Below are 18,752 nucleotides of genomic sequence, written 5' to 3' on the forward strand. Positions count from 1 at the left end.
AAAATTTTTCATATCAATTTTTAAGTCCTGGAAATAAAACGTTAAATTACCGAGTAGTGTGTAACTAGTATAAATTGAATCTTAATGACATATAAATTACTGAGCACAATTTTATAATAATGAATTAGTATAGCGGAGCTTAAAAATAGAATACGTTGCAACTGATTTTTAACTTTTCGTCTATTGACAAAAAGTCGGCACATATCTTTGCAGTATCATAAATAGTTTTGTGATTTTGCACTTCGCTTAAGGTACTTATACCCTATCGCTCAATACGCAAAAATTAAATATATTAATTGGAAAGAGGGACAACGTATGGCTAACGTGCTTTTAAAACGGGTCGGAGCTGTATTTGATCGAATCTTCCGTAACAATCTCAACGAAAATTTCGAAGAGATTGAGCGCGGCTTTTTAGATGTGACGAAAGAACTTAACGCACATAAAAGCTCAATAAGATCACACGATTCCCGTCAGATATCTCACGGAATATTTGATGTAGGTAATCGGATCGACAACTTAGATACACGATTCACCAATTTAGTTGTCAATCATGATGGAACTGATGTGAAAGAAGTTGTAGATCTTCGCGTTGCTTTAGATTCAACAACACACTCAACTGCCAAGGACCGCGTGGATTATGACTTAGAGAAATTATATAAACGATTAGAATTATTACCAGAAGTTAATGTTCTAGATTTTGGTGCAGATCCGACAGGAAATACTGATGCGTCGTCAGCTATTCAGGCTGCTCTGAATCTTGCTAAAAATGGCGAGGGTGTTCGAGTTTATATACCGAAAGGCTGTACTTTTAAATTAGAAGCGCCTCTTGTCTTTTGGGAGAATACGTTAGTTATTGCAAAAGATGCAACCCTTCTTAACTACTTTGGTGATCATATGGGTGTAAATGGAGATGGTAATGTACAATATAGCGGTTATGAAGGAAATGGAAATATAATTATAGACGGGGGGACGTGGGATTGCCGGGGCTTGCAAATCGAGAGAGGGTCAAATTGCTTTTCTTTTGGACATGGGAGAGATATTTACGTTAAGAATGTCACGTTTAAAGATATTCGAAGCTATCATGGGATTGAATTTAACTCTTGTCATAGATTCGGTGCTTTCCACTGTAATTTTCTCGGGTTCTTTGATCCGGACGGTACACGCTCATTTTCGGAGGCCATCCAGATAGACTTAGCGCAACGCCCGGGAGTATTTGGTCCATTTGGAAGATATGATTTTACTATATGTAAAGATGGTGTAATCACAGGATGCTATTTTGGAGCGTCAGGAACTCCGGGAACGCAAGCGTGGCCTCGTGGCGTTGGTTCTCACTCATCGACAATCGGATATTGGCATGAAAATATTTCGATTTATGACAATACGTTTGACGGAACCACAGGATGGGCTATACGGGGATACAACTGGAATGCAACAAATATTTCTGGAAACACTCTGCGAAACTGTCACTATGGGATCACCATCAGCGCAATCGATCCTACAAATCCTGGTCATACCCTTAATGATAATTTTGAACAGTTATCGAAGTCTCAGGATTTCAGAGATGTAACGATTCATAATAATCGAATCTATAATACAATTGAGAACGAAGCAATTTATATACGAGGTTTTTTCAATAATGAAGGTATTGTCCATAATGTAGTTATCTCCGGAAATATAATAAACGCGGTTGGTGGATCAAACCAAGCGGGTATAAGGCTTGATGCAGTTTTCGGAGGCATTATAGCTACTAACCAAATATTAGACGCATCAGGAGATGGGATAAGGCTGAATGACTGTACATGCATTAATGTTTCAGGTGGAAATCAAATTAACTTTGTAGGAAGAGATGCCATAGCAGCGTTTGGAGAGTGTTCTGATTTATTGATTAATGGGAACCTTATCTGTGAACCCAAACGTTATGGTATAGAACAATCTAAAGTCCAGGCTTCAGTTATCACTGGGAATCTCATAACAGGTGCTGGCCACACAGAACATGGAGTATATGAAGCAATCCGGATTGCTAATGGATCAAAGCGGATTTTACTTGCGGGCAATATGTGCCGACCAATCACAACAGCTTCGACTCTTGCACGGGCTGGGATTTATATAACAAGTTCGGTTAGTGAAGTTATACGGTACGGTAATGACTGCCGGGGAAGTTGGACAGTCGGAGGCATTGTCGATAATTCTTCAGACTCAAAGACTGACGCAAAAGACGTTATATAAGGGGTGATCCTGTGTTGTTTCTCGTGATGGGAAATGAAAGAATTGAGGTTGCTTCAGCAATGTTATCTGATGACAGTAACAATGTAACTGCTTATAGAGAGGATGGTAGCAGAGCTGTTCTGCTAGAGGGTGTTAATCTTAAAAATGTATATCTGGAAGATGGCAATGGCAACCGTGTTAAATTTGAGAAGCAAACCAGTATAAAGCAAGAAATTGTAGATCTGCGAATACAATTAAAGCAACTAACGGAAGCAGTTGAATTACTTCCTGCAAAAAAAACTGAAAATGTTGATAGGTAGTATCTATATTTAGTTTTGATGTCGGTTTTGCCCACCTATAAATACTTTAGAATTTCTTATATATAGATTAAGAGATAAAGTGACGTGTTGTTGAGCCATACTGTTTCGGACTTGATTTTGCTTTCATATCCTGCTTGTATTTAGACAATTTTGTTTAGGGAAGGGAAAAAAGACTGCCGTACCGATTCGGCAGTCTTTGCACATTAATCTTTATAAGGCACCCAGCCTGGCGTGTTCACAATTGCTTGCCATAGCGGTTCAGGCAAATGATATTTTTCTTTATCTGTGCCTTTGATCACTGTTTCGATTTGCTTTTCACGGCCTTCTTTTACTTTTACCGTCCAGTTAGGGTCAACTAGAATTTCGCGTCCCATAGCGACTAACGGAATACCGTTTTCGATGACGGCAAGCGCGTCATCAGCGGAATGGATGGAACCGACGGCGATCAGCGGCACTTTGTTTCCGACACGTTCATTCAATAAGTCCATGCGTGTGCGAGTCGGATCTGCACCGCGGCGCGCTTTTGAGTTCACGTCCATCAGTGAGATATGAAGATAATCCAATTCTTTATTCCCTAAAGCATCAACAAGCGTATAAGTTTCAGTCATTGTCAATCCCGGTGTCTCAGGTTCTTCCGGGGACAGGCGGTATCCGACTAAGAACGCACCCTTCGCATGTTCTGAAGCGGCTTTTTTCACTTCATCGACAATAGCGAGCGGGAAGGCTAATCGTTTTTCAGCGCTTCCTCCCCAGCGATCCGTGCGCTGGTTGGTTTTCGGAGAATAAAACTGCTGAATTAAGTAGCCGTTTGCACCGTGAATTTCGACACCGTCAAAGCCCGCTTCAATGGCACGTCTTGTCGCTTCTCCAAACGCCTTCACAATGTTTTCCACTTCTTCTTCTTTTAATGCGCGAGCAATTTGTTTGCCGTTATCAAACACGTCACTTGGCCCCACAACATCTTGTTGAGGAACAAGCTCAGACGGGCACTCAATACCGCCGTGATGAATTTGTACAACAGCTTTAGCGCCTTGTGCCTGAATGGCTTGTGCTAACTTTTTTAAACCTGGAATGTTGGAATCGTCATGGATGGCCGGCTGCCCGGGGAATGCTTTTCCGTCCGGTGTAACATTTGCGCAGGCTGTAATCACCATTCCCATCTCTTTTGAACGGGGGATGATGTAGTCGAGCTCCGCTTCAGATATTGTACCGTCTTCATTAGAAGCGTAATGAGTCATCGGTGCTACTGCGATCCGGTTGTCGATTGTAACGCCGCTTTTAAACGTAAATGGTTCAAACAGAGGCTTATACTTAGGATTCATTTGATCATCTTCTTTCGTTTGGATTCGCACATATTCTAGCCTATATGTAAAAATTAATGCAATTGATCTGCTTTACCGACTGAATATCTTGAGTGCAGAGTGATGTTTTCGCCGCTCTTTTTCGGGGCCTTTGTAGCCGCCGCTGATTTGGTGGCCGATGGAGCATGTGATGACAGCTGCCGCCAGCAGCAGAACGAATTTTTTCATGGCTTTAACTTCTTTCAATAAAGTAAATATCCTTTAAAAGGTTACGCTTGGCTGACCCACCCGTCAAACGATTTGCTCACCCTATTCTCAAATTTTTTAAAATGAATAAAAAGTTGCTTCTTTCCGCTAATTTTTTCTAATTGACGCCTCAATTAGAGCCATCCTCATAGACAAATCTGCTCGTTATCTTTCTAACAACAGGAAATGATCGGGTCGTATAGCCCTTTTGAAAATCATGGAACTTGCTCGCCTGCATTCGCGTTGTCTTTACAAATTCGCCATTCTGGTCAAAGATAAAAGCCAAACATCAGGAAGAGGTGGTCATGTGAAACAAACGGTTCTTTTGCTGTTTACTGCGCTCTTTCTTTCGGGGTGCAGTGTTGCAAGTGCGGATGACTCAGTGCCAAGGTTTACCGAAGAGGGAAAATACATTGGCTCGGCTGATCCTCATACGATTGCGGTTTCTCTTAATGGAGAAGAAACCATGATACAAGTTCCGAAGGATAAACGTGATGAATGTGAATCACTGCCAGATCAGACACATGTCCTGGTGAAATATACAAAGAAGGATAATGGAACTTTACAGCTGGAAGATATTCAGCTGCGAAAGAACTCGTGACCGGAGGGAGTAAGTTGAGAATGTTATGGAGGAGCTTGGCGCTGTGCGGATTGGCTTTGACGCTCGCGCCTTGTGCACAGGCAGCAGAGCCGATAGAAGGGAAAACAGTGTATATTGATGCCGGACACGGCGGTGAAGACAGTGGAGCGGTCGGAAACGGGCTCTTTGAAAAGGATATTAATTTGGCTGTCTCAGAGCATGTGACAGACAAACTAAAAGAGGAGGGAGCCAATCCTGTTGCATCCCGGTCTGACGATCATTTTCTGACCTTGGAGGAAAGAGTGGCTAAGGCAAGTGCCAATCAGGCTGACCTTTTTGTCAGCATCCATGTGAATTCAGGGGTAGCTTCAGCTTCAGGAACAGAAACGTATTTTCAATCTGATTATGAAGGGGAGAACAGCCGGCGTCTGGCATCCGATATTCAGTCACAGCTCGTTTCATCCTTACAAACGAGAGACAGGGGCGTGAAAGAATCAGACTTTTACGTCATTACATATTCACAAATGCCAAGTGTGTTGGCGGAGCTTGGGTTTATCACTAACAGTTCTGATGCGGACAAGCTGGGAAGTGAAGAATACCAGCAAAAGGCCGCAGATGCGATTGTCAACGGCATTGATTCTTATTATGATCAGTAGATTGATACAGCCTTAATCCTAGAGTGGAGCCGACAAAATAAGTATAATGGAGAAAACTTTAGGGTTTGAGGTGAAACGATGACAAAGATTTTTGCCCACCGGGGGGCATCAGGTCAATTTCCCGAAAATACAATGCTTGCATTTGAAAAAGGAATTGAAGCCGGAGCGGATGGGATAGAGCTTGATGTACAGCTGACGAAAGACGGACGCATTGTTGTGATTCATGATGAAAGACTTAATCGCACGACATCACTTAAAGGATTCGTGAAGGATACAGCCTATGATGAGGTGAAGACTGCGAATGCGGCCGCTGGTCACGATCAAGCGTACAGCGATATAAAAGTGCCGCTGCTAGAAGATGTGCTCTCGTGGGCGGTAAAAAAGGATTTTCTCATCAACATTGAATTAAAAAACAGCGTGATCCGCTATGAGGGAATGGAAGAAAAAGTGCTGGAGGCAGTGAAGCGATTCAATGTAGAGGACAGAGTCATCCTATCCACGTTTAATCATGACAGCTTGGCGCTATGCTCCCGGCTTGCGCCGCATATCGAACGGGCAGTATTAACTTCAGATGTGCTTTATCAGGCAGATCGATATATCGCGTCTATTCCGGCTTCCGGCTATCACCCGAAGTTAAACAGCCCAGGGGTCACAGATGAAGTGCTGAAGAAAATGAGGAACAGTTCGATTAAGGTAAGGCCGTATACAGTCAATCGTCCGGAAGATATGAAGTGTCTCATTGAAGCGGGAGCAGACGGCATGTTTACCGACTTTCCAGAAAAGGCTTCGGCATTGCTGAAAAATGAATAGTTGTTAGAAGGAGGCTGTTTGATGCAGCCTTCTTTTTTCATTCATTCATGCCCGTTTCAAAGCATACATTCATAGAAGACAACTAGAAATTGTAAGCGCTGTCTATCTTCTGAATGAGGTGAAACCATGAGGAAAACAGTCATTGTAAGTGCTGCAAGAACTCCATTTGGCAAATTCGGCGGAGTTTTGAAAGAGGTGAAAGCTGCTGAGCTTGGGGGCATTGTGATGAAGGAGGCGCTGCAACGGGCTGGAGTCTCTGGAGATGATGTAGAAGGAAACGTCATGGGCATGGTTGTCCAGGCCGGCTCAGGGCAGATACCTTCCCGTCAAGCTGCCCGTCTGGCGGGAATGCCTTGGAGTGTGCCGTCAGAAACACTGAATAAAGTCTGTGCTTCCGGCCTTCGCGCTGTCACTTTATGTGATCAAATGATTCGGGCGCAGGATGCGGACATACTTGTTGCGGGGGGAATGGAAAGCATGAGCAATATTCCGTATGCCGTTCCCGCCGGGCGCTGGGGAGCACGGATGGGGGACGGCGAGCTTAGGGACTTAATGGTGTATGACGGATTAACGTGCGCATTTGACGAGGTGCACATGGCTGTTCACGGAAATACAGCTGCCATGGAATATGCAATCTCACGAAGAGAGCAGGACGAATGGGCGTTGAGAAGTCATGCAAGGGCAGCTAAGGCCGCCGATGAAGGGAAGTTTCAGGATGAAATTGTTCCCGTCAACTGGATCGGTCGAAAAGGAAAACCAAACGTTGTTGATAAAGATGAAGCGATTCGCCGTGACACAAGTCTGGATCAGCTCGCGAAACTTGCTCCTATTTATGCAAGTGACGGTTCTATCACAGCCGGCAATGCTCCTGGGGTCAATGACGGAGCCGGCGCGTTCGTGCTGATGTCTGAGGAAAAAGCTGCTGAGCTTGGCAAACGGCCTCTGGCTACAATTCTTGGTTTTTCAACTACGGGAATGCCAGCGCACGAGCTGGCGGCAGCGCCGGGATTTGCCATTAACAAGCTTCTGAAAAAGAACGGTTTAACTGTCCAAGATATTGACTTGTTTGAAGTAAATGAAGCTTTTGCTTCAGTTGTTTTGACATGTGAAAAAATCGTAGGTTTCGATCTTGAAAAAGTAAATGTAAATGGCGGTGCGATCGCGCTCGGCCACCCGATCGGCGCGAGCGGTGCGAGAATTCTCATGACGCTTGTTTATGAATTAAAGCGACGGGGAGGGGGTCTGGGCGTTGCCGCTATTTGTAGCGGGGCAGCACAGGGAGACGCCGTCTTAGTGCAGGTTCATTAAAACATGATGAAAAAGGGGATTTGAATGGAAATCAAACAAATCATGGTAGCTGGCGCAGGTCAGATGGGAAGCGGAATTGCTCAAACAGCTGCCGACGCGGGCTTTTATGTGCGGATGTATGATGTGAATCCAGAGGCCGCGGAGGCAGGATTGAAACGGCTGAAGAAACAGCTGGCCCGTGATGCTGAGAAAGGAAAAAGGACCGAGACGGAAGTGAAGAGCGTAATCAGCCGCATTTCGATTTCTCAAACGCTTGAGGAGGCAGAGCATGCGGACATTGTGATTGAGGCTATCGCAGAAAACATGGCGGCAAAAACTGAGATGTTTAAAACACTTGATCGCATTTGCCCGTCTCATACGATTTTGGCCAGCAATACATCTTCCTTGCCTATTACAGAAATCGCTGCTGTAACAAACCGGCCTCAACGGGTTATTGGCATGCATTTTATGAATCCCGTCCCTGTAATGAAGCTGGTTGAAGTGATTCGCGGCTTGGCTACATCAGAAGAAACGGCCTTAGATGTTATGGCATTAGCGGAAAAGATGGGGAAAACAGCGGTAGAAGTCAATGATTTTCCTGGGTTTGTTTCCAACCGTGTGCTTCTTCCAATGATTAATGAAGCCATTTATTGCGTGTATGAGGGAGTGGCGAAGCCGGAGGCAATAGACGAAGTGATGAAGCTGGGCATGAATCATCCGATGGGTCCGCTTGCATTAGCGGATTTTATCGGACTGGATACGTGTTTATCAATTATGGAAGTTCTTCACTCAGGCCTTGGCGATTCCAAATACCGTCCTTGCCCGCTGCTCCGCAAGTATGTCAAAGCAGGCTGGCTTGGCAAAAAGAGCGGACGCGGTTTTTATGACTATGAGGAGAGGACTTCCTAAAGTCTATTCCATCCGGGGGTGGCCGAGTTGCATGTAACCCAAGAGCAAGTCATGATGCGAAAAATGGTGCGTGATTTTGCACGAAAAGAAATTGCTCCCGCTGCGGAAATCATGGAGAAAACGGACGAATTTCCCTTTCAGCTGATCAAAAAAATGGGTGAACACGGACTGATGGGAATACCGGTGCCGGAACAATACGGCGGTGCCGGGGCGGACGTTGTTTCTTATATTTTGGCGATTCATGAGATTTCTAGAATCAGTGCGGCTGTCGGCGTGATACTCTCCGTTCATACCTCAGTCGGCACGAATCCGATTCTGTATTTCGGCAACGAAGAACAAAAGATGAAATATATACCAAAGCTCGCGTCAGGAGACCATTTGGGCGCATTTGCACTAACGGAGCCTCACTCGGGGTCGGATGCCGGGAGCCTCCGCACAACAGCAATCAAAAAGAACGGTAAATATCTATTAAACGGATCGAAAATATTCATAACGAATGGCGGAGCAGCTGATATCTATATCACATTTGCTTTAACAGCTCCAGATCAAGGCAGGCACGGGATTTCGGCTTTTATTGTTGAAAAAAACACACCCGGTTTTACCGTTGGAAAAAAAGAAAGAAAGCTGGGGCTTTATGGCTCCAATACTACGGAACTGATTTTTGATAATGCAGAAGTGCCTGAAGCCAATTTGCTTGGCAAAGAGGGGGATGGCTTTCACATTGCCATGGCGAATTTAAATGTCGGCCGGATCGGCATTGCGGCACAGGCCCTCGGAATTGCAGAGGCGGCTCTTGAGCATGCCGTTGATTATGCGAAGCAGCGAGTGCAATTTGGAAGGCCGATCGCAGCCAATCAAGGCATATCATTTAAGCTGGCTGACATGGCGACTAGGGCAGAGGCGGCAAGACATCTTGTCTACCACGCCGCAGACCTTCATAATCGCGGCCTAAATTGTGGAAAAGAAGCGTCTATGGCTAAACAATTTGCTTCCGATGCAGCCGTGAAGGCAGCGTTAGACGCCGTTCAAATTTATGGAGGATATGGCTATATGAAGGATTATCCGGTTGAGCGCTTGCTTCGCGATGCAAAGGTGACGCAAATCTATGAAGGGACGAACGAGATTCAAAGACTGATTATTTCTAAGTATTTGCTTGGCGGAACCTGATAGACAAAAAACGCATAAACGGAGGTTGAGGATATGGAGGAGAAACAGCAATATTCTCCAGGGTTGGACGGTGTGATTGCGGCAGAAACTCATATTTCTTATCTTGACACGCAGTCCAGCCAGATTTTGATAAGAGGCTATGATTTAATAGAACTTTCTGAAACAAAAAGCTATCTGGAGCTTGTCCATTTATTGCTGGAGGGCAGGCTGCCAGAAGAAAGTGAAATGGAGACGCTGGAACGTAAAATAAACAGTGCCGCAAGCCTGCCTGCTGATCATCTCCGTCTGCTTGAGCTGCTCCCTGAGGACACTCATCCAATGGATAGTCTGCGTACCGGCCTGTCGGCACTTGCTGGCTATGATCGGCAAATTGATGATCGGTCTCCTTCCGCAAACAAAGAACGCGCCTATCAGCTTCTTGGGAAAATGCCTGCCCTCACTGCTGCCAGCTACAGAATCATTAATAAGAAAGAACCGATTCTTCCGCTTCATACCTTATCCTACAGTGCGAATTTTCTATACATGATGACAGGGAAATTGCCGTCTTCATTGGAAGAACAGATTTTTGACCGGTCGCTCGTCCTGTACAGTGAGCATGAGATGCCGAATTCAACCTTTGCGGCCAGGGTCATTGCATCTACACATTCAGATCTTTATGGGGCTTTGACTGGGGCTGTCGCTTCCCTGAAAGGGAATCTTCACGGAGGAGCAAACGAAGCTGTGATGTATTTGCTTTTGGAGGCAAAAACGACATCTGATTTTGAGCAGCTTCTGCAAACAAAACTGAAAAGAAAAGAAAAAATCATGGGCTTCGGCCACCGGGTGTATATGAAAAAAATGGACCCAAGAGCACTCATGATGAAAGAGGCGCTGCAGCAATTATGCGATAAAGCCGGTGACCATCGTTTATATGAGATGTGCGAAGCGGGTGAGCGGCTGATGGAGAAGGAAAAAGGGCTTTACCCGAATTTGGATTACTATGCTGCCCCGGTGTATTGGATGCTCGGCATACCGATTCCTTTATATACGCCGGTCTTTTTCAGCGCGAGAACGTCCGGTTTATGCGCCCATGTGATTGAACAGCATGCCAATAATCGGCTCTTCCGTCCCCGTGTCAGTTACATGGGTCCGCGATATCAAACAAAATCATGAAAGGAGCTGGTAGAATGCCGAAAACGGATCGTGTAATCGTAGAAATCACAGACTATGTGCTTGAAAAAGAGATTACTAGTGCCGAAGCGTATACAACAGCGGGGCATGTATTGCTGGATACCCTGGGCTGCGGGATCTTGGCGCTACGGTATCCGGAATGCACAAAGCTGCTTGGCCCGATTGTTCCAGGAACGACTGTGCCGAATGGAAGCAAAGTGCCGGGAACGTCATATGTTCTCGATCCTGTGAGGGCAGCGTTTAATATCGGCTGCATGATTCGCTGGCTCGATTACAACGATACGTGGCTGGCGGCGGAGTGGGGGCATCCATCCGATAACTTGGGAGGAATCCTTGCCGCTGCTGATTATGTATCAAGAGTGAGGCTGTCTGAAGGAAAAGAGCCGTTAACAGTACGCGACGTACTTGAGATGATGATCAAAGCACACGAGATTCAAGGTGTGCTGGCGTTAGAAAACAGCTTAAATCGAGTTGGCCTTGACCATGTGCTGTTTGTCAAAGTTGCGACAACCGCTGTTGCGGCAAAGCTTTTGGGCGGCGGAAGAGAAGAAATCAAAAATGCGCTTTCGAATGCATGGATTGACAATGCAGCATTGAGGACATACCGCCATTCACCGAATACAGGCTCGCGTAAATCATGGGCGGCAGGAGATGCAACGAGCAGAGGTGTTCATTTGGCGCTGATGTCGTTAAAAGGGGAAATGGGTTATCCGACAGCCCTGAGTGCACCGGGTTGGGGGTTCCAAGACGTTTTATTCAATAAGAAAGAGATCAAGCTTGCCCGTCCGCTTGACGCTTATGTCATGGAAAATGTGTTATTTAAAGTGTCTTATCCTGCGGAATTTCACGCCCAGACAGCGGCGGAGTGCGCCGTCATTCTTCACCCGCAGGTAAAGAACCGGATTGACGAGATAGACCGAGTTGTCATCAGAACGCATGAATCCGCTATCCGTATCATTGATAAAAAAGGCCCGCTCCACAATCCGGCAGACCGTGATCACTGTCTCCAATACATTACAGCAATCGGTTTGCTTTTTGGTGATATCACCGCACAGCATTATGAAGCTGAAACAGCGAATGATCCGAGAATAGATAAACTTCGTGATAAAATGGAAGTGACTGAAAATAAAACATATACCGAGGATTATTTGAAGCCTGATAAACGCTCCATCTCAAATGCCGTTCAAGTTCATTTTAAAGATGGAACGAGCACGGAAATGGTGGAATGTGAGTTTCCCCTCGGCCATCGTTTTCGAAGAGAGGAAGCAGTGCCGAAACTGCTGGAAAAGTTTTCTGACAATCTCAAAACCCATTTTCCTGATAAACAGCACAAACACATTTATGAGCGCTGTACCAGCTATGAGACATTACAAACGATGCGCGTAAATGAATTCGTAGACATGTTCTGCATGTAAAAGGGGGATTTTGTTTCATGTCGTGGATCGTCAATAAGCAATCGTCACAAGAGGAGCTTGCCGGGCGTTTCCGCAAGCTGATGTCAGCACCGGACATTCTTCAAATTCCCGGCGCCCATGACGGGATGGCCGCTTTGCTTGCGAAAGAAGCCGGTTTTTCTGCTATTTATTTGTCCGGTGCTGCCTATACAGCCAGCAGGGGGCTGCCTGATTTAGGGATCATCACATCGGCAGAGATAGCTGAACGGGCCAAAGATCTTGTGCGTGCAGCTGATCTGCCTTTGCTTGTGGATATCGATACGGGATTTGGCGGTGTCTTAAATGCCGCCCGAACAGCCCGGGAGATGCTTGAAGCCAGGGTAGCAGCCGTTCAAATAGAAGACCAGCAGCTCCCAAAAAAATGCGGACATTTAAATGGCAAACAGCTAGTTCCGATAAAGGAAATGGCGCAAAAAATAAAAGCCATTAAACAAACGGCACCCTCCCTTATTGTTGTTGCCCGTACTGATGCCAGGGCGCAGGAAGGGCTTGATGCCGCAATAAAACGTTCAGAGGCTTACATTGGGGCGGGAGCGGACGCAATTTTCCCGGAAGCGCTACAGGCGGAGAATGAATTCCGCCAGTTTGCTGAGCGTATCCCCGTTCCGCTCCTTGCGAATATGACTGAATTTGGGAAAACGCCGTATTATCGTGCCGATGAATTCGAAGATATGGGGTTTCACATGGTGATATATCCTGTCACCTCGCTTCGAGCGGCGGCAAAAGCTTGTGAGCGGATGTTTGGTTTGATGAAGGAGCACGGCTCACAAAAAGAAGGACTTCATGATATGCAGACACGAAAAGAACTGTACGATACGATTTCTTATTATGACTATGAAGCGTTAGACAAAACGATTGCCAAGACCGTTTTGCCTGACGAATAATGCAACAAAAAAAGCCGGAGCATTCTCCGGCTTTTTTTCAGCTATCGTTTTCTGAATCGCGGGCTGACTTGATTGCGTTTTCTGTCTCTGTATAAAATGAACCCGGCCAGCACATAGAGGCCGATCGCAAAAAAGATGAATCCTGACAACCCTTGGAGCCAAAGAGCTGAAAATGGCTTGATTGTATGGCCGAAAAGTGTATCTCTCATCAGTTTAATGCCTAAAGCAGAAATAGCCCCGGGGATGACTAATATTAAAAGCGCAAGAAGTCGGCTCATCTTCAGAAAACCCCTTTATCTTTTCATTTCCTTTATTGTCCAGCGGAAAAAATATTTTGTCAAGAGAAGAAAACGTGGTAACATAGGGTTGTGCAAATTATTGCAACGGAATAAATAGGTGTGCAAATTTTTTCATGCAAAGGGGTATCGGGATGCAAAAGGTACTGATAGTAGGTGCCGGCAAAAGGGGAACGGCGTTATTACATATTCTGATTAAAACAGCCATCATAGATATCATTGCCGTAGTTGACAAAGACCCCGAAGCGCCGGGATTGAAAGAAGCAGAACAGTATGGGATTGCCGTATCATCTGATTGGAAACCTTACATACAACAAAAACCGGATATCGTCATTCATACCACCGGCGATCAAGCCGTGTTTGACGAGCTCCTTCAAAGAAAGCATGAAGATACCATTGTCATGCCAGGAAAAATGGCATACATCGTTTTTCAGCTGATGGAAGAAAAGCAGCACCTGATTCAAATGCTAAAAGAGCAAACCTATAAATATGACAGAATTTTTAATTCCACCCATGATGGAATGATTTTTATTGATATCAATGAAGAAATCATTCTCTTTAACCATATGGCCGAAAAAATGGTCGGAAAAAAACGTGAGGAAGTCATTGGGCGCCCAATAAAAGAAGTGATTCCGAGCACTAAGATGCCGCGGATTTTAAAAACAAGAGTGCCTGAATACAACCAGAAGCAGCTGTTAGGCGATCATTTGCAAATTGTGACCACAAGACTGCCGATTATTGATGAAGGCGGACGTCTGCTCGGGGCTCTTTGTGTGTTTAAAGATATCACTGATGCGGTCGAGCTGGCAGAGGAAGTGACCAACTTAAAGCAGGTCCGTACGATGCTGGAGGCAATTATTCAATCCTCCGATGAGGCGATTTCTGTCGTTGATGAAAACGGCATCGGCCTGCTAATCAATAAAGCGTATACGAAAATGACGGGGCTTTCTGAAAAAGAAGTCATCGGCAAGCCTGCAAACACTGATATTTCCGAAGGCGAAAGCATGCATTTAAAGGTGCTTGAAACAAGACGTCCTGTCCGCGGTGTCAGAATGAAGGTCGGCCCGAATGAAAAAGAAGTGATCGTTAATGTAGCACCGGTGATTGTGGACGGGATTTTGAAAGGCAGCGTCGGCGTGATTCACGATGTTTCCGAAATTAAAATGCTGACAGCGGAGCTTAATCGCGCTAGACAAATTATTCGCACGCTTGAAGCGAAATACACGTTTGACGACATTATCGGCAAAAGCGAGCAAATGCTGGTTGCGCTTGAGCAGGCGAAGCTCGGTGCGAAAACACCGGCAACCATCTTGCTGCGCGGGGAATCAGGAACAGGAAAAGAACTGTTCGCCCATGCCATCCATAACGAAAGTGACCGGAAATACAATAAATTTATTCGCGTGAATTGTGCAGCCCTTTCTGAAAACCTGCTCGAATCAGAATTGTTCGGCTATGAGGATGGTGCGTTTTCAGGAGCGAAGCGCGGCGGTAAAAAGGGTTTATTTGAGGAAGCAAATAACGGCAGTATTTTCTTAGATGAAATCGGTGAGCTGACACAAAATATGCAGGCCAAATTGCTACGCGTCCTTCAAGAAAAGGAAATCGTCAGAGTGGGCGGCACGAAAGCGATCCCTGTCAACGTCAGAGTGATCGCGGCGACAAATGTAAATATTGAAAAGGCGATGGCGGACGGAACATTCCGGGAAGACCTGTATTACCGGATCAATCGCTATCCGATCTCCATCCCGCCTTTGCGGCAGCGGTTGGAGGACATTGAAGCATTGAGCGTCAGACTTATCCAAAAGATCAACCGGGATTACGGCAGGAATGTAAAAGGGCTCTCACAGCAAGCCTTGCGCGCCTTATCTGCCTACCATTGGCCTGGGAATGTCCGGGAGCTTGAAAATGTCCTTGGACGAGCCATGATTTTTCTGAATCCGCATATGGAATGGATTGAAAAAGATCACTTGCCTGTATTCGAACTTGAGCAAAAAGAAAATGACACAGATCAGGGAACAGGTTTTGATTTTCCGGATATTGAAGGCGAAAAGCTGTCTGTCGCAGTAGAAAAATTTGAAGCGCATTTGATCCAGCAAACGCTTGAAAAGCATCATTTTAACCGGACAAAAACAGCAAAAGCTCTCGGTGTCAGCATTCGGAACTTATATTACAAAATGGATAAATATGGCCTTGCAAATGAAGGCATGCAATAATTTGCAGAATAAACGCAAACATCTGCACGAATGTTTCGGTATACCTGGTATGACAGCACCCTTAAGAGCTGGCATGGAACTTGCATAATAAAAGGCGGAGTCGAAACAAGAAAGGTGGTAACAGATGAAGCTGAAAGATTTAATCGGCAAAGCGTCGATACACAAAAATAAGACCATTGCGGTTGCTCATGCTGAGGATGAGGAAGTGATCCGGGCTGTAAAGCTGGCAGCCGAGCACCTATCCGCCCGTTTCTTGTTAACGGGCGACAGCAAAAAACTGAACGAGCTGACATCATCCATGCAAGGGCATCAAGTGGAAATCGTCCATGCCAATACTCCTGAGGAATCGGCGAAATTAGCGGTTCGTGCTGTGCATCATAAAACAGCGGACGTTTTAATGAAAGGCAATGTGCCGACTTCTGTTTTGCTTAAAGCGGTATTGAACAGACAGGAGGGGCTTCGGTCAGCAAGTGTCCTTTCTCACGTGGCTGTCTTCGATATACCGGATTTTGACCGGCTGATGTTTGTGACAGATTCGGCAATGAATATTGCTCCTTCGCTGGAAGAGCTCCGGCAGATTTTGCAAAATGCCGTTCATGTGGCCCATGCAGTGGGGAACAATATGCCAAAAGCAGCTGCCCTTGCAGCGGTCGAAACGGTGAACCCTAAAATGGAAGCGACCGTGAATGCAGCTGCTCTAGCTCAAATGTACAAAAGGGGCCAGATCAAAGGCTGCATTGTTGATGGACCGCTTGCTTTGGATAACGCAGTTTCACAAATTGCCGCGGCCCAGAAAAAAATTTCGGGAGACGTAGCGGGCAACGCAGATATCCTTCTCGTCCCAACAATTGAGGCCGGCAATATTTTATATAAATCACTGATTTATTTTGCCAAGGCCAGCGTGGCGGCTGTCATTACAGGAGCAAAAGCACCGATTGCTTTAACAAGCAGAGCGGACTCTGCTGAAAATAAACTGTATTCCATTGCGCTGGCAATATGCGCATCTGAAGAATACACACATTAGGAGGAACGAACATGGAACTTTTTAAATATATGGAGAAATACGATTACGAACAATTGGTATTCTGCCAGGATGAACAATCTGGATTAAAAGCGATTATCGCCATTCATGATACAACGCTTGGTCCGGCGCTTGGCGGAACGAGAATGTGGACATATGAAAATGAAGAAGCGGCAATTGAAGATGCGCTCAGATTGGCAAGAGGCATGACCTATAAGAACGCGGCGGCCGGCTTAAACCTTGGCGGCGGAAAAACAGTCATTATCGGCGATCCGCGCAAAGACAAAAATGAGGAAATGTTCCGCGCGTTTGGCCGCTATATTCAAGGACTGAATGGCAGATACATCACGGCTGAAGATGTGGGCACAACGGTCGAGGATATGGATATCATTCATGATGAGACAGACTATGTCACAGGGATTTCTCCTGCTTTCGGCTCTTCTGGAAATCCGTCCCCAGTCACAGCGTACGGGGTGTACAGAGGAATGAAGGCAGCAGCTAAAGCTGCTTTCGGAACCGACTCTCTTGAAGGAAAAACCATTGCTGTACAGGGTGTTGGGAACGTAGCCTATAACCTTTGCCGCCACCTGCATGAAGAAGGAGCAAACTTAATCGTTACGGATATCAACAAACAATCTGTACAGCGTGCAGTTGAAGATTTTGGCGCCCGTGCGGTAGATCCTGATGACATTTATTCACAAGACTGCGATATTTATGCGCCGTGTGCCCTTGGTGCGACTATTAACGACGACACCATTAAACAGCTGAAGGCGAAAGTGATCGCAGGTGCGGCTAACAACCAATTAAAAGAGACACGCCATGGTGATCAAATTCACGAAATGGGCATCGTTTATGCACCGGATTACGTGATTAACGCGGGCGGTGTTATCAACGTGGCAGATGAGCTTTACGGCTATAATGCAGAACGTGCATTGAAAAAAGTTGAAGGCATTTACGGCAATATCGAGCGTGTACTAGAGATTTCTCAGCGTGACGGCATTCCTGCATATTTAGCGGCTGACCGCTTGGCAGAGGAACGAATTGAACGCATGCGCCGCTCAAGAAGCCAGTTTTTGCAAAACGGCCACAGTGTATTAAGCAGACGTTAAGAAATTGATCTGGAGGTTATGAAAGTGCTACATGACGAAAAACGCATTCTCACAATTAATCCAGGCTCAACTTCAACGAAAATCGGTGTTTTTCATAACGAAAGAAACATTTTTGAAAAAACATTGAGACACAACATAGAAGAGCTGCAGCGATTTGACCGAATTATTGATCAGTATGAATTTCGTAAAAACCATATTCTCGAAACGCTTCATGAACAGGGAATCAATATCTCAAAGTTTGATGCAGTCTGCGCAAGAGGCGGCCTTCTCCGGCCAATTGAAGGCGGGACCTACGTGGTGAATGATGAGATGATTGAGGATTTGAAAAGCGGCTACGCCGGTCAGCATGCTTCTAATCTCGGCGGCATTATCGCGCGGGAAATCGCTGATGGCCTGAATATCCCTTCGTATATCGTCGACCCTGTTGTCGTAGACGAAATGTCAGTGCTTGCGAAAGTTTCAGGCATGCCTGAAATTGAACGGAAAAGCATTTTCCATGCGTTAAACCAAAAAGCTGTCGCTCGTAAAGCGGCAGCCTCTCTTGGCAAACGATATGAGAACATGAAAATGATTATTACCCATATGGGCGGAGGTATTACAATTGGCGTCCATGACCGCGGGCGAGTGGTAGATGTCAATAACGGCCTGCACGGCGAGGGACCATTCAGTCCTGAACGAGCAGGAACAGTGCCTGCGGGAGATCTTGTTGATCTATGTTTTTCAGGGGAATATACAAAAGAAGAAATCATGAAAAAGCTTGTTGGCACCGGCGGACTTTTAGGCTATCTCGGTACAAATGATGCAGTAAAAGTGGAACAAATGATTCAAGGGGGCGATGAAAAAGCCCGCTTCATTTATGATGCCATGGCATATCAGGTAGCAAAGGAAATCGGGGCAGCCAGCGCGGCGTTAAAAGGCGAAGTTGAAGCGATTGTGCTGACGGGAGGCCTTGCGTACGGCAAAAGCTTTGTTTCTGCTATCAGATCATACATAGATTGGATTTCAGACGTTTTAGTCTATCCGGGTGAAAATGAACTGCAGTCTCTTGCCCAAGGGGCGCTCAGAGTATTGCAGGGCGAAGAGCAATCCAAACAATATCGTATTGAATAGACAGACAGGAGTGA

At 45.7% G+C, this 18,752-nt stretch carries 18 protein-coding genes; 15 read left to right on the plus strand and 3 right to left on the minus strand.

Going from position 1 to position 18,752, the window contains the following annotated elements; genetic code table 11:
• The first annotated feature begins 315 nt into the window (after nt 1–315).
• Nucleotides 316–2,226 carry a glycosyl hydrolase family 28-related protein gene (locus tag NYE22_RS09250; RefSeq protein ID WP_161986193.1) on the plus strand — a complete coding sequence of 637 codons (1,911 nt, stop codon included), beginning with the start codon at nt 316–318 and terminating at the stop codon, nt 2,224–2,226.
• Between the two features lie 11 nt (nt 2,227–2,237).
• A complete protein-coding gene (locus NYE22_RS09255; protein WP_342412462.1) occupies nt 2,238–2,525 on the plus strand; it encodes a hypothetical protein in 288 nt (95 codons plus the stop codon).
• A 203-nt stretch (nt 2,526–2,728) separates the two neighbouring features.
• On the opposite strand, the gene NYE22_RS09260 is transcribed toward NYE22_RS09255, so the two are convergent.
• Together NYE22_RS09260 and NYE22_RS09265 are read right to left on the minus strand one after the other, a co-directional pair.
• Complete coding sequence (locus NYE22_RS09260) at nt 2,729–3,847, minus strand: NADH-dependent flavin oxidoreductase (protein WP_342412463.1); 1,119 nt, start codon at nt 3,845–3,847, stop codon at nt 2,729–2,731.
• A 72-nt stretch (nt 3,848–3,919) separates the two neighbouring features.
• A complete protein-coding gene (locus NYE22_RS09265) occupies nt 3,920–4,072 on the minus strand; it encodes a hypothetical protein (protein WP_014480226.1) in 153 nt (50 codons plus the stop codon).
• Between the two features lie 307 nt (nt 4,073–4,379).
• Here NYE22_RS09265 and NYE22_RS09270 point away from each other — a divergent pair, with 307 nt between their 5' ends.
• The 9 genes from NYE22_RS09270 to prpB all read left to right on the plus strand — a co-directional run bounded on the left by NYE22_RS09270 (nt 4,380) and on the right by prpB (nt 12,989).
• Nucleotides 4,380–4,673: a lipoprotein gene (locus NYE22_RS09270; protein WP_003230284.1), complete on the plus strand. Its 294-nt coding sequence runs from the start codon at nt 4,380–4,382 to the stop codon at nt 4,671–4,673.
• Nucleotides 4,674–4,687: 14 nt separating this feature from the next.
• Nucleotides 4,688–5,308 (plus strand): N-acetylmuramoyl-L-alanine amidase, encoded by a 621-nt coding sequence (locus NYE22_RS09275; protein WP_010886565.1) that lies wholly within the window; start codon nt 4,688–4,690, stop codon nt 5,306–5,308.
• A 78-nt stretch (nt 5,309–5,386) separates the two neighbouring features.
• Nucleotides 5,387–6,118 carry a glycerophosphodiester phosphodiesterase gene (locus tag NYE22_RS09280; RefSeq protein WP_049141221.1) on the plus strand — a complete coding sequence of 244 codons (732 nt, stop codon included), beginning with the start codon at nt 5,387–5,389 and terminating at the stop codon, nt 6,116–6,118.
• Between the two features lie 126 nt (nt 6,119–6,244).
• On the plus strand, nt 6,245–7,426 hold the full coding sequence (locus NYE22_RS09285; protein WP_049141222.1) for an acetyl-CoA C-acetyltransferase: 1,182 nt from the start codon (nt 6,245–6,247) through the stop codon (nt 7,424–7,426).
• Nucleotides 7,427–7,450: 24 nt separating this feature from the next.
• Nucleotides 7,451–8,314: a 3-hydroxybutyryl-CoA dehydrogenase gene (locus tag NYE22_RS09290; RefSeq protein ID WP_049141225.1), complete on the plus strand. Its 864-nt coding sequence runs from the start codon at nt 7,451–7,453 to the stop codon at nt 8,312–8,314.
• 27 nt (nt 8,315–8,341) lie between these two features.
• Nucleotides 8,342–9,481: an acyl-CoA dehydrogenase gene (locus NYE22_RS09295; protein WP_032726112.1), complete on the plus strand. Its 1,140-nt coding sequence runs from the start codon at nt 8,342–8,344 to the stop codon at nt 9,479–9,481.
• Between the two features lie 33 nt (nt 9,482–9,514).
• A complete protein-coding gene (mmgD, locus tag NYE22_RS09300) occupies nt 9,515–10,633 on the plus strand; it encodes a citrate synthase (RefSeq protein WP_046160570.1) in 1,119 nt (372 codons plus the stop codon).
• Nucleotides 10,634–10,647: 14 nt separating this feature from the next.
• Nucleotides 10,648–12,066, plus strand: coding sequence for a bifunctional 2-methylcitrate dehydratase/aconitate hydratase (locus tag NYE22_RS09305; RefSeq protein ID WP_021479997.1), 1,419 nt, complete (start codon nt 10,648–10,650; stop codon nt 12,064–12,066).
• 17 nt (nt 12,067–12,083) lie between these two features.
• Nucleotides 12,084–12,989: a methylisocitrate lyase gene (gene prpB, locus NYE22_RS09310; protein ID WP_128740565.1), complete on the plus strand. Its 906-nt coding sequence runs from the start codon at nt 12,084–12,086 to the stop codon at nt 12,987–12,989.
• 41 nt (nt 12,990–13,030) lie between these two features.
• On the opposite strand, the gene NYE22_RS09315 is transcribed toward prpB, so the two are convergent.
• On the minus strand, nt 13,031–13,267 hold the full coding sequence (locus tag NYE22_RS09315; protein WP_003230304.1) for a DUF2627 domain-containing protein: 237 nt from the start codon (nt 13,265–13,267) through the stop codon (nt 13,031–13,033).
• A gap of 152 nt (nt 13,268–13,419) precedes the next feature.
• On the opposite strand from NYE22_RS09315, the gene NYE22_RS09320 reads away from it, so the two are divergent.
• From NYE22_RS09320 to buk, 4 genes are all read left to right on the plus strand, one after another.
• Nucleotides 13,420–15,498 (plus strand): sigma-54-dependent Fis family transcriptional regulator, encoded by a 2,079-nt coding sequence (locus tag NYE22_RS09320; RefSeq protein WP_004398669.1) that lies wholly within the window; start codon nt 13,420–13,422, stop codon nt 15,496–15,498.
• Nucleotides 15,499–15,622: 124 nt separating this feature from the next.
• Nucleotides 15,623–16,522, plus strand: a complete 900-nt coding sequence (gene yqiS / locus NYE22_RS09325; protein ID WP_004398694.1) for a phosphate butyryltransferase — start codon at nt 15,623–15,625, stop codon at nt 16,520–16,522.
• A gap of 11 nt (nt 16,523–16,533) precedes the next feature.
• Nucleotides 16,534–17,628, plus strand: coding sequence for a branched-chain amino acid dehydrogenase (gene bcd, locus NYE22_RS09330; protein ID WP_003230309.1), 1,095 nt, complete (start codon nt 16,534–16,536; stop codon nt 17,626–17,628).
• An 18-nt stretch (nt 17,629–17,646) separates the two neighbouring features.
• Nucleotides 17,647–18,738, plus strand: coding sequence for a butyrate kinase (gene buk, locus NYE22_RS09335; RefSeq protein WP_342412475.1), 1,092 nt, complete (start codon nt 17,647–17,649; stop codon nt 18,736–18,738).
• Nucleotides 18,739–18,752: the final 14 nt, after the last annotated feature.

This window comes from Bacillus sp. FSL K6-1560, assembly GCF_038592935.1.
Lineage (GTDB): Bacteria > Bacillota > Bacilli > Bacillales > Bacillaceae > Bacillus > Bacillus subtilis.

Excerpts from the sequence above, each read along its gene's own strand:
- NYE22_RS09250 (WP_161986193.1), top strand. The coding sequence starts at position 316 with ATGGCTAACGTGCTTTTAAAACGGGTCGGAGCTGTATTTGATCGAATC.
- NYE22_RS09260 (WP_342412463.1), bottom strand. The coding sequence starts at position 3,847 with ATGAATCCTAAGTATAAGCCTCTGTTTGAACCATTTACGTTTAAAAGC.
- NYE22_RS09280 (WP_049141221.1), top strand. The coding sequence starts at position 5,387 with ATGACAAAGATTTTTGCCCACCGGGGGGCATCAGGTCAATTTCCCGAA.
- NYE22_RS09285 (WP_049141222.1), top strand. The coding sequence starts at position 6,245 with ATGAGGAAAACAGTCATTGTAAGTGCTGCAAGAACTCCATTTGGCAAA.
- NYE22_RS09290 (WP_049141225.1), top strand. The coding sequence starts at position 7,451 with ATGGAAATCAAACAAATCATGGTAGCTGGCGCAGGTCAGATGGGAAGC.
- mmgD (WP_046160570.1), top strand. The coding sequence starts at position 9,515 with ATGGAGGAGAAACAGCAATATTCTCCAGGGTTGGACGGTGTGATTGCG.
- NYE22_RS09305 (WP_021479997.1), top strand. The coding sequence starts at position 10,648 with ATGCCGAAAACGGATCGTGTAATCGTAGAAATCACAGACTATGTGCTT.
- prpB (WP_128740565.1), top strand. The coding sequence starts at position 12,084 with ATGTCGTGGATCGTCAATAAGCAATCGTCACAAGAGGAGCTTGCCGGG.
- NYE22_RS09315 (WP_003230304.1), bottom strand. The coding sequence starts at position 13,267 with ATGAGCCGACTTCTTGCGCTTTTAATATTAGTCATCCCCGGGGCTATT.
- NYE22_RS09320 (WP_004398669.1), top strand. The coding sequence starts at position 13,420 with ATGCAAAAGGTACTGATAGTAGGTGCCGGCAAAAGGGGAACGGCGTTA.
- yqiS (WP_004398694.1), top strand. The coding sequence starts at position 15,623 with ATGAAGCTGAAAGATTTAATCGGCAAAGCGTCGATACACAAAAATAAG.
- bcd (WP_003230309.1), top strand. The coding sequence starts at position 16,534 with ATGGAACTTTTTAAATATATGGAGAAATACGATTACGAACAATTGGTA.
- buk (WP_342412475.1), top strand. The coding sequence starts at position 17,647 with ATGAAAGTGCTACATGACGAAAAACGCATTCTCACAATTAATCCAGGC.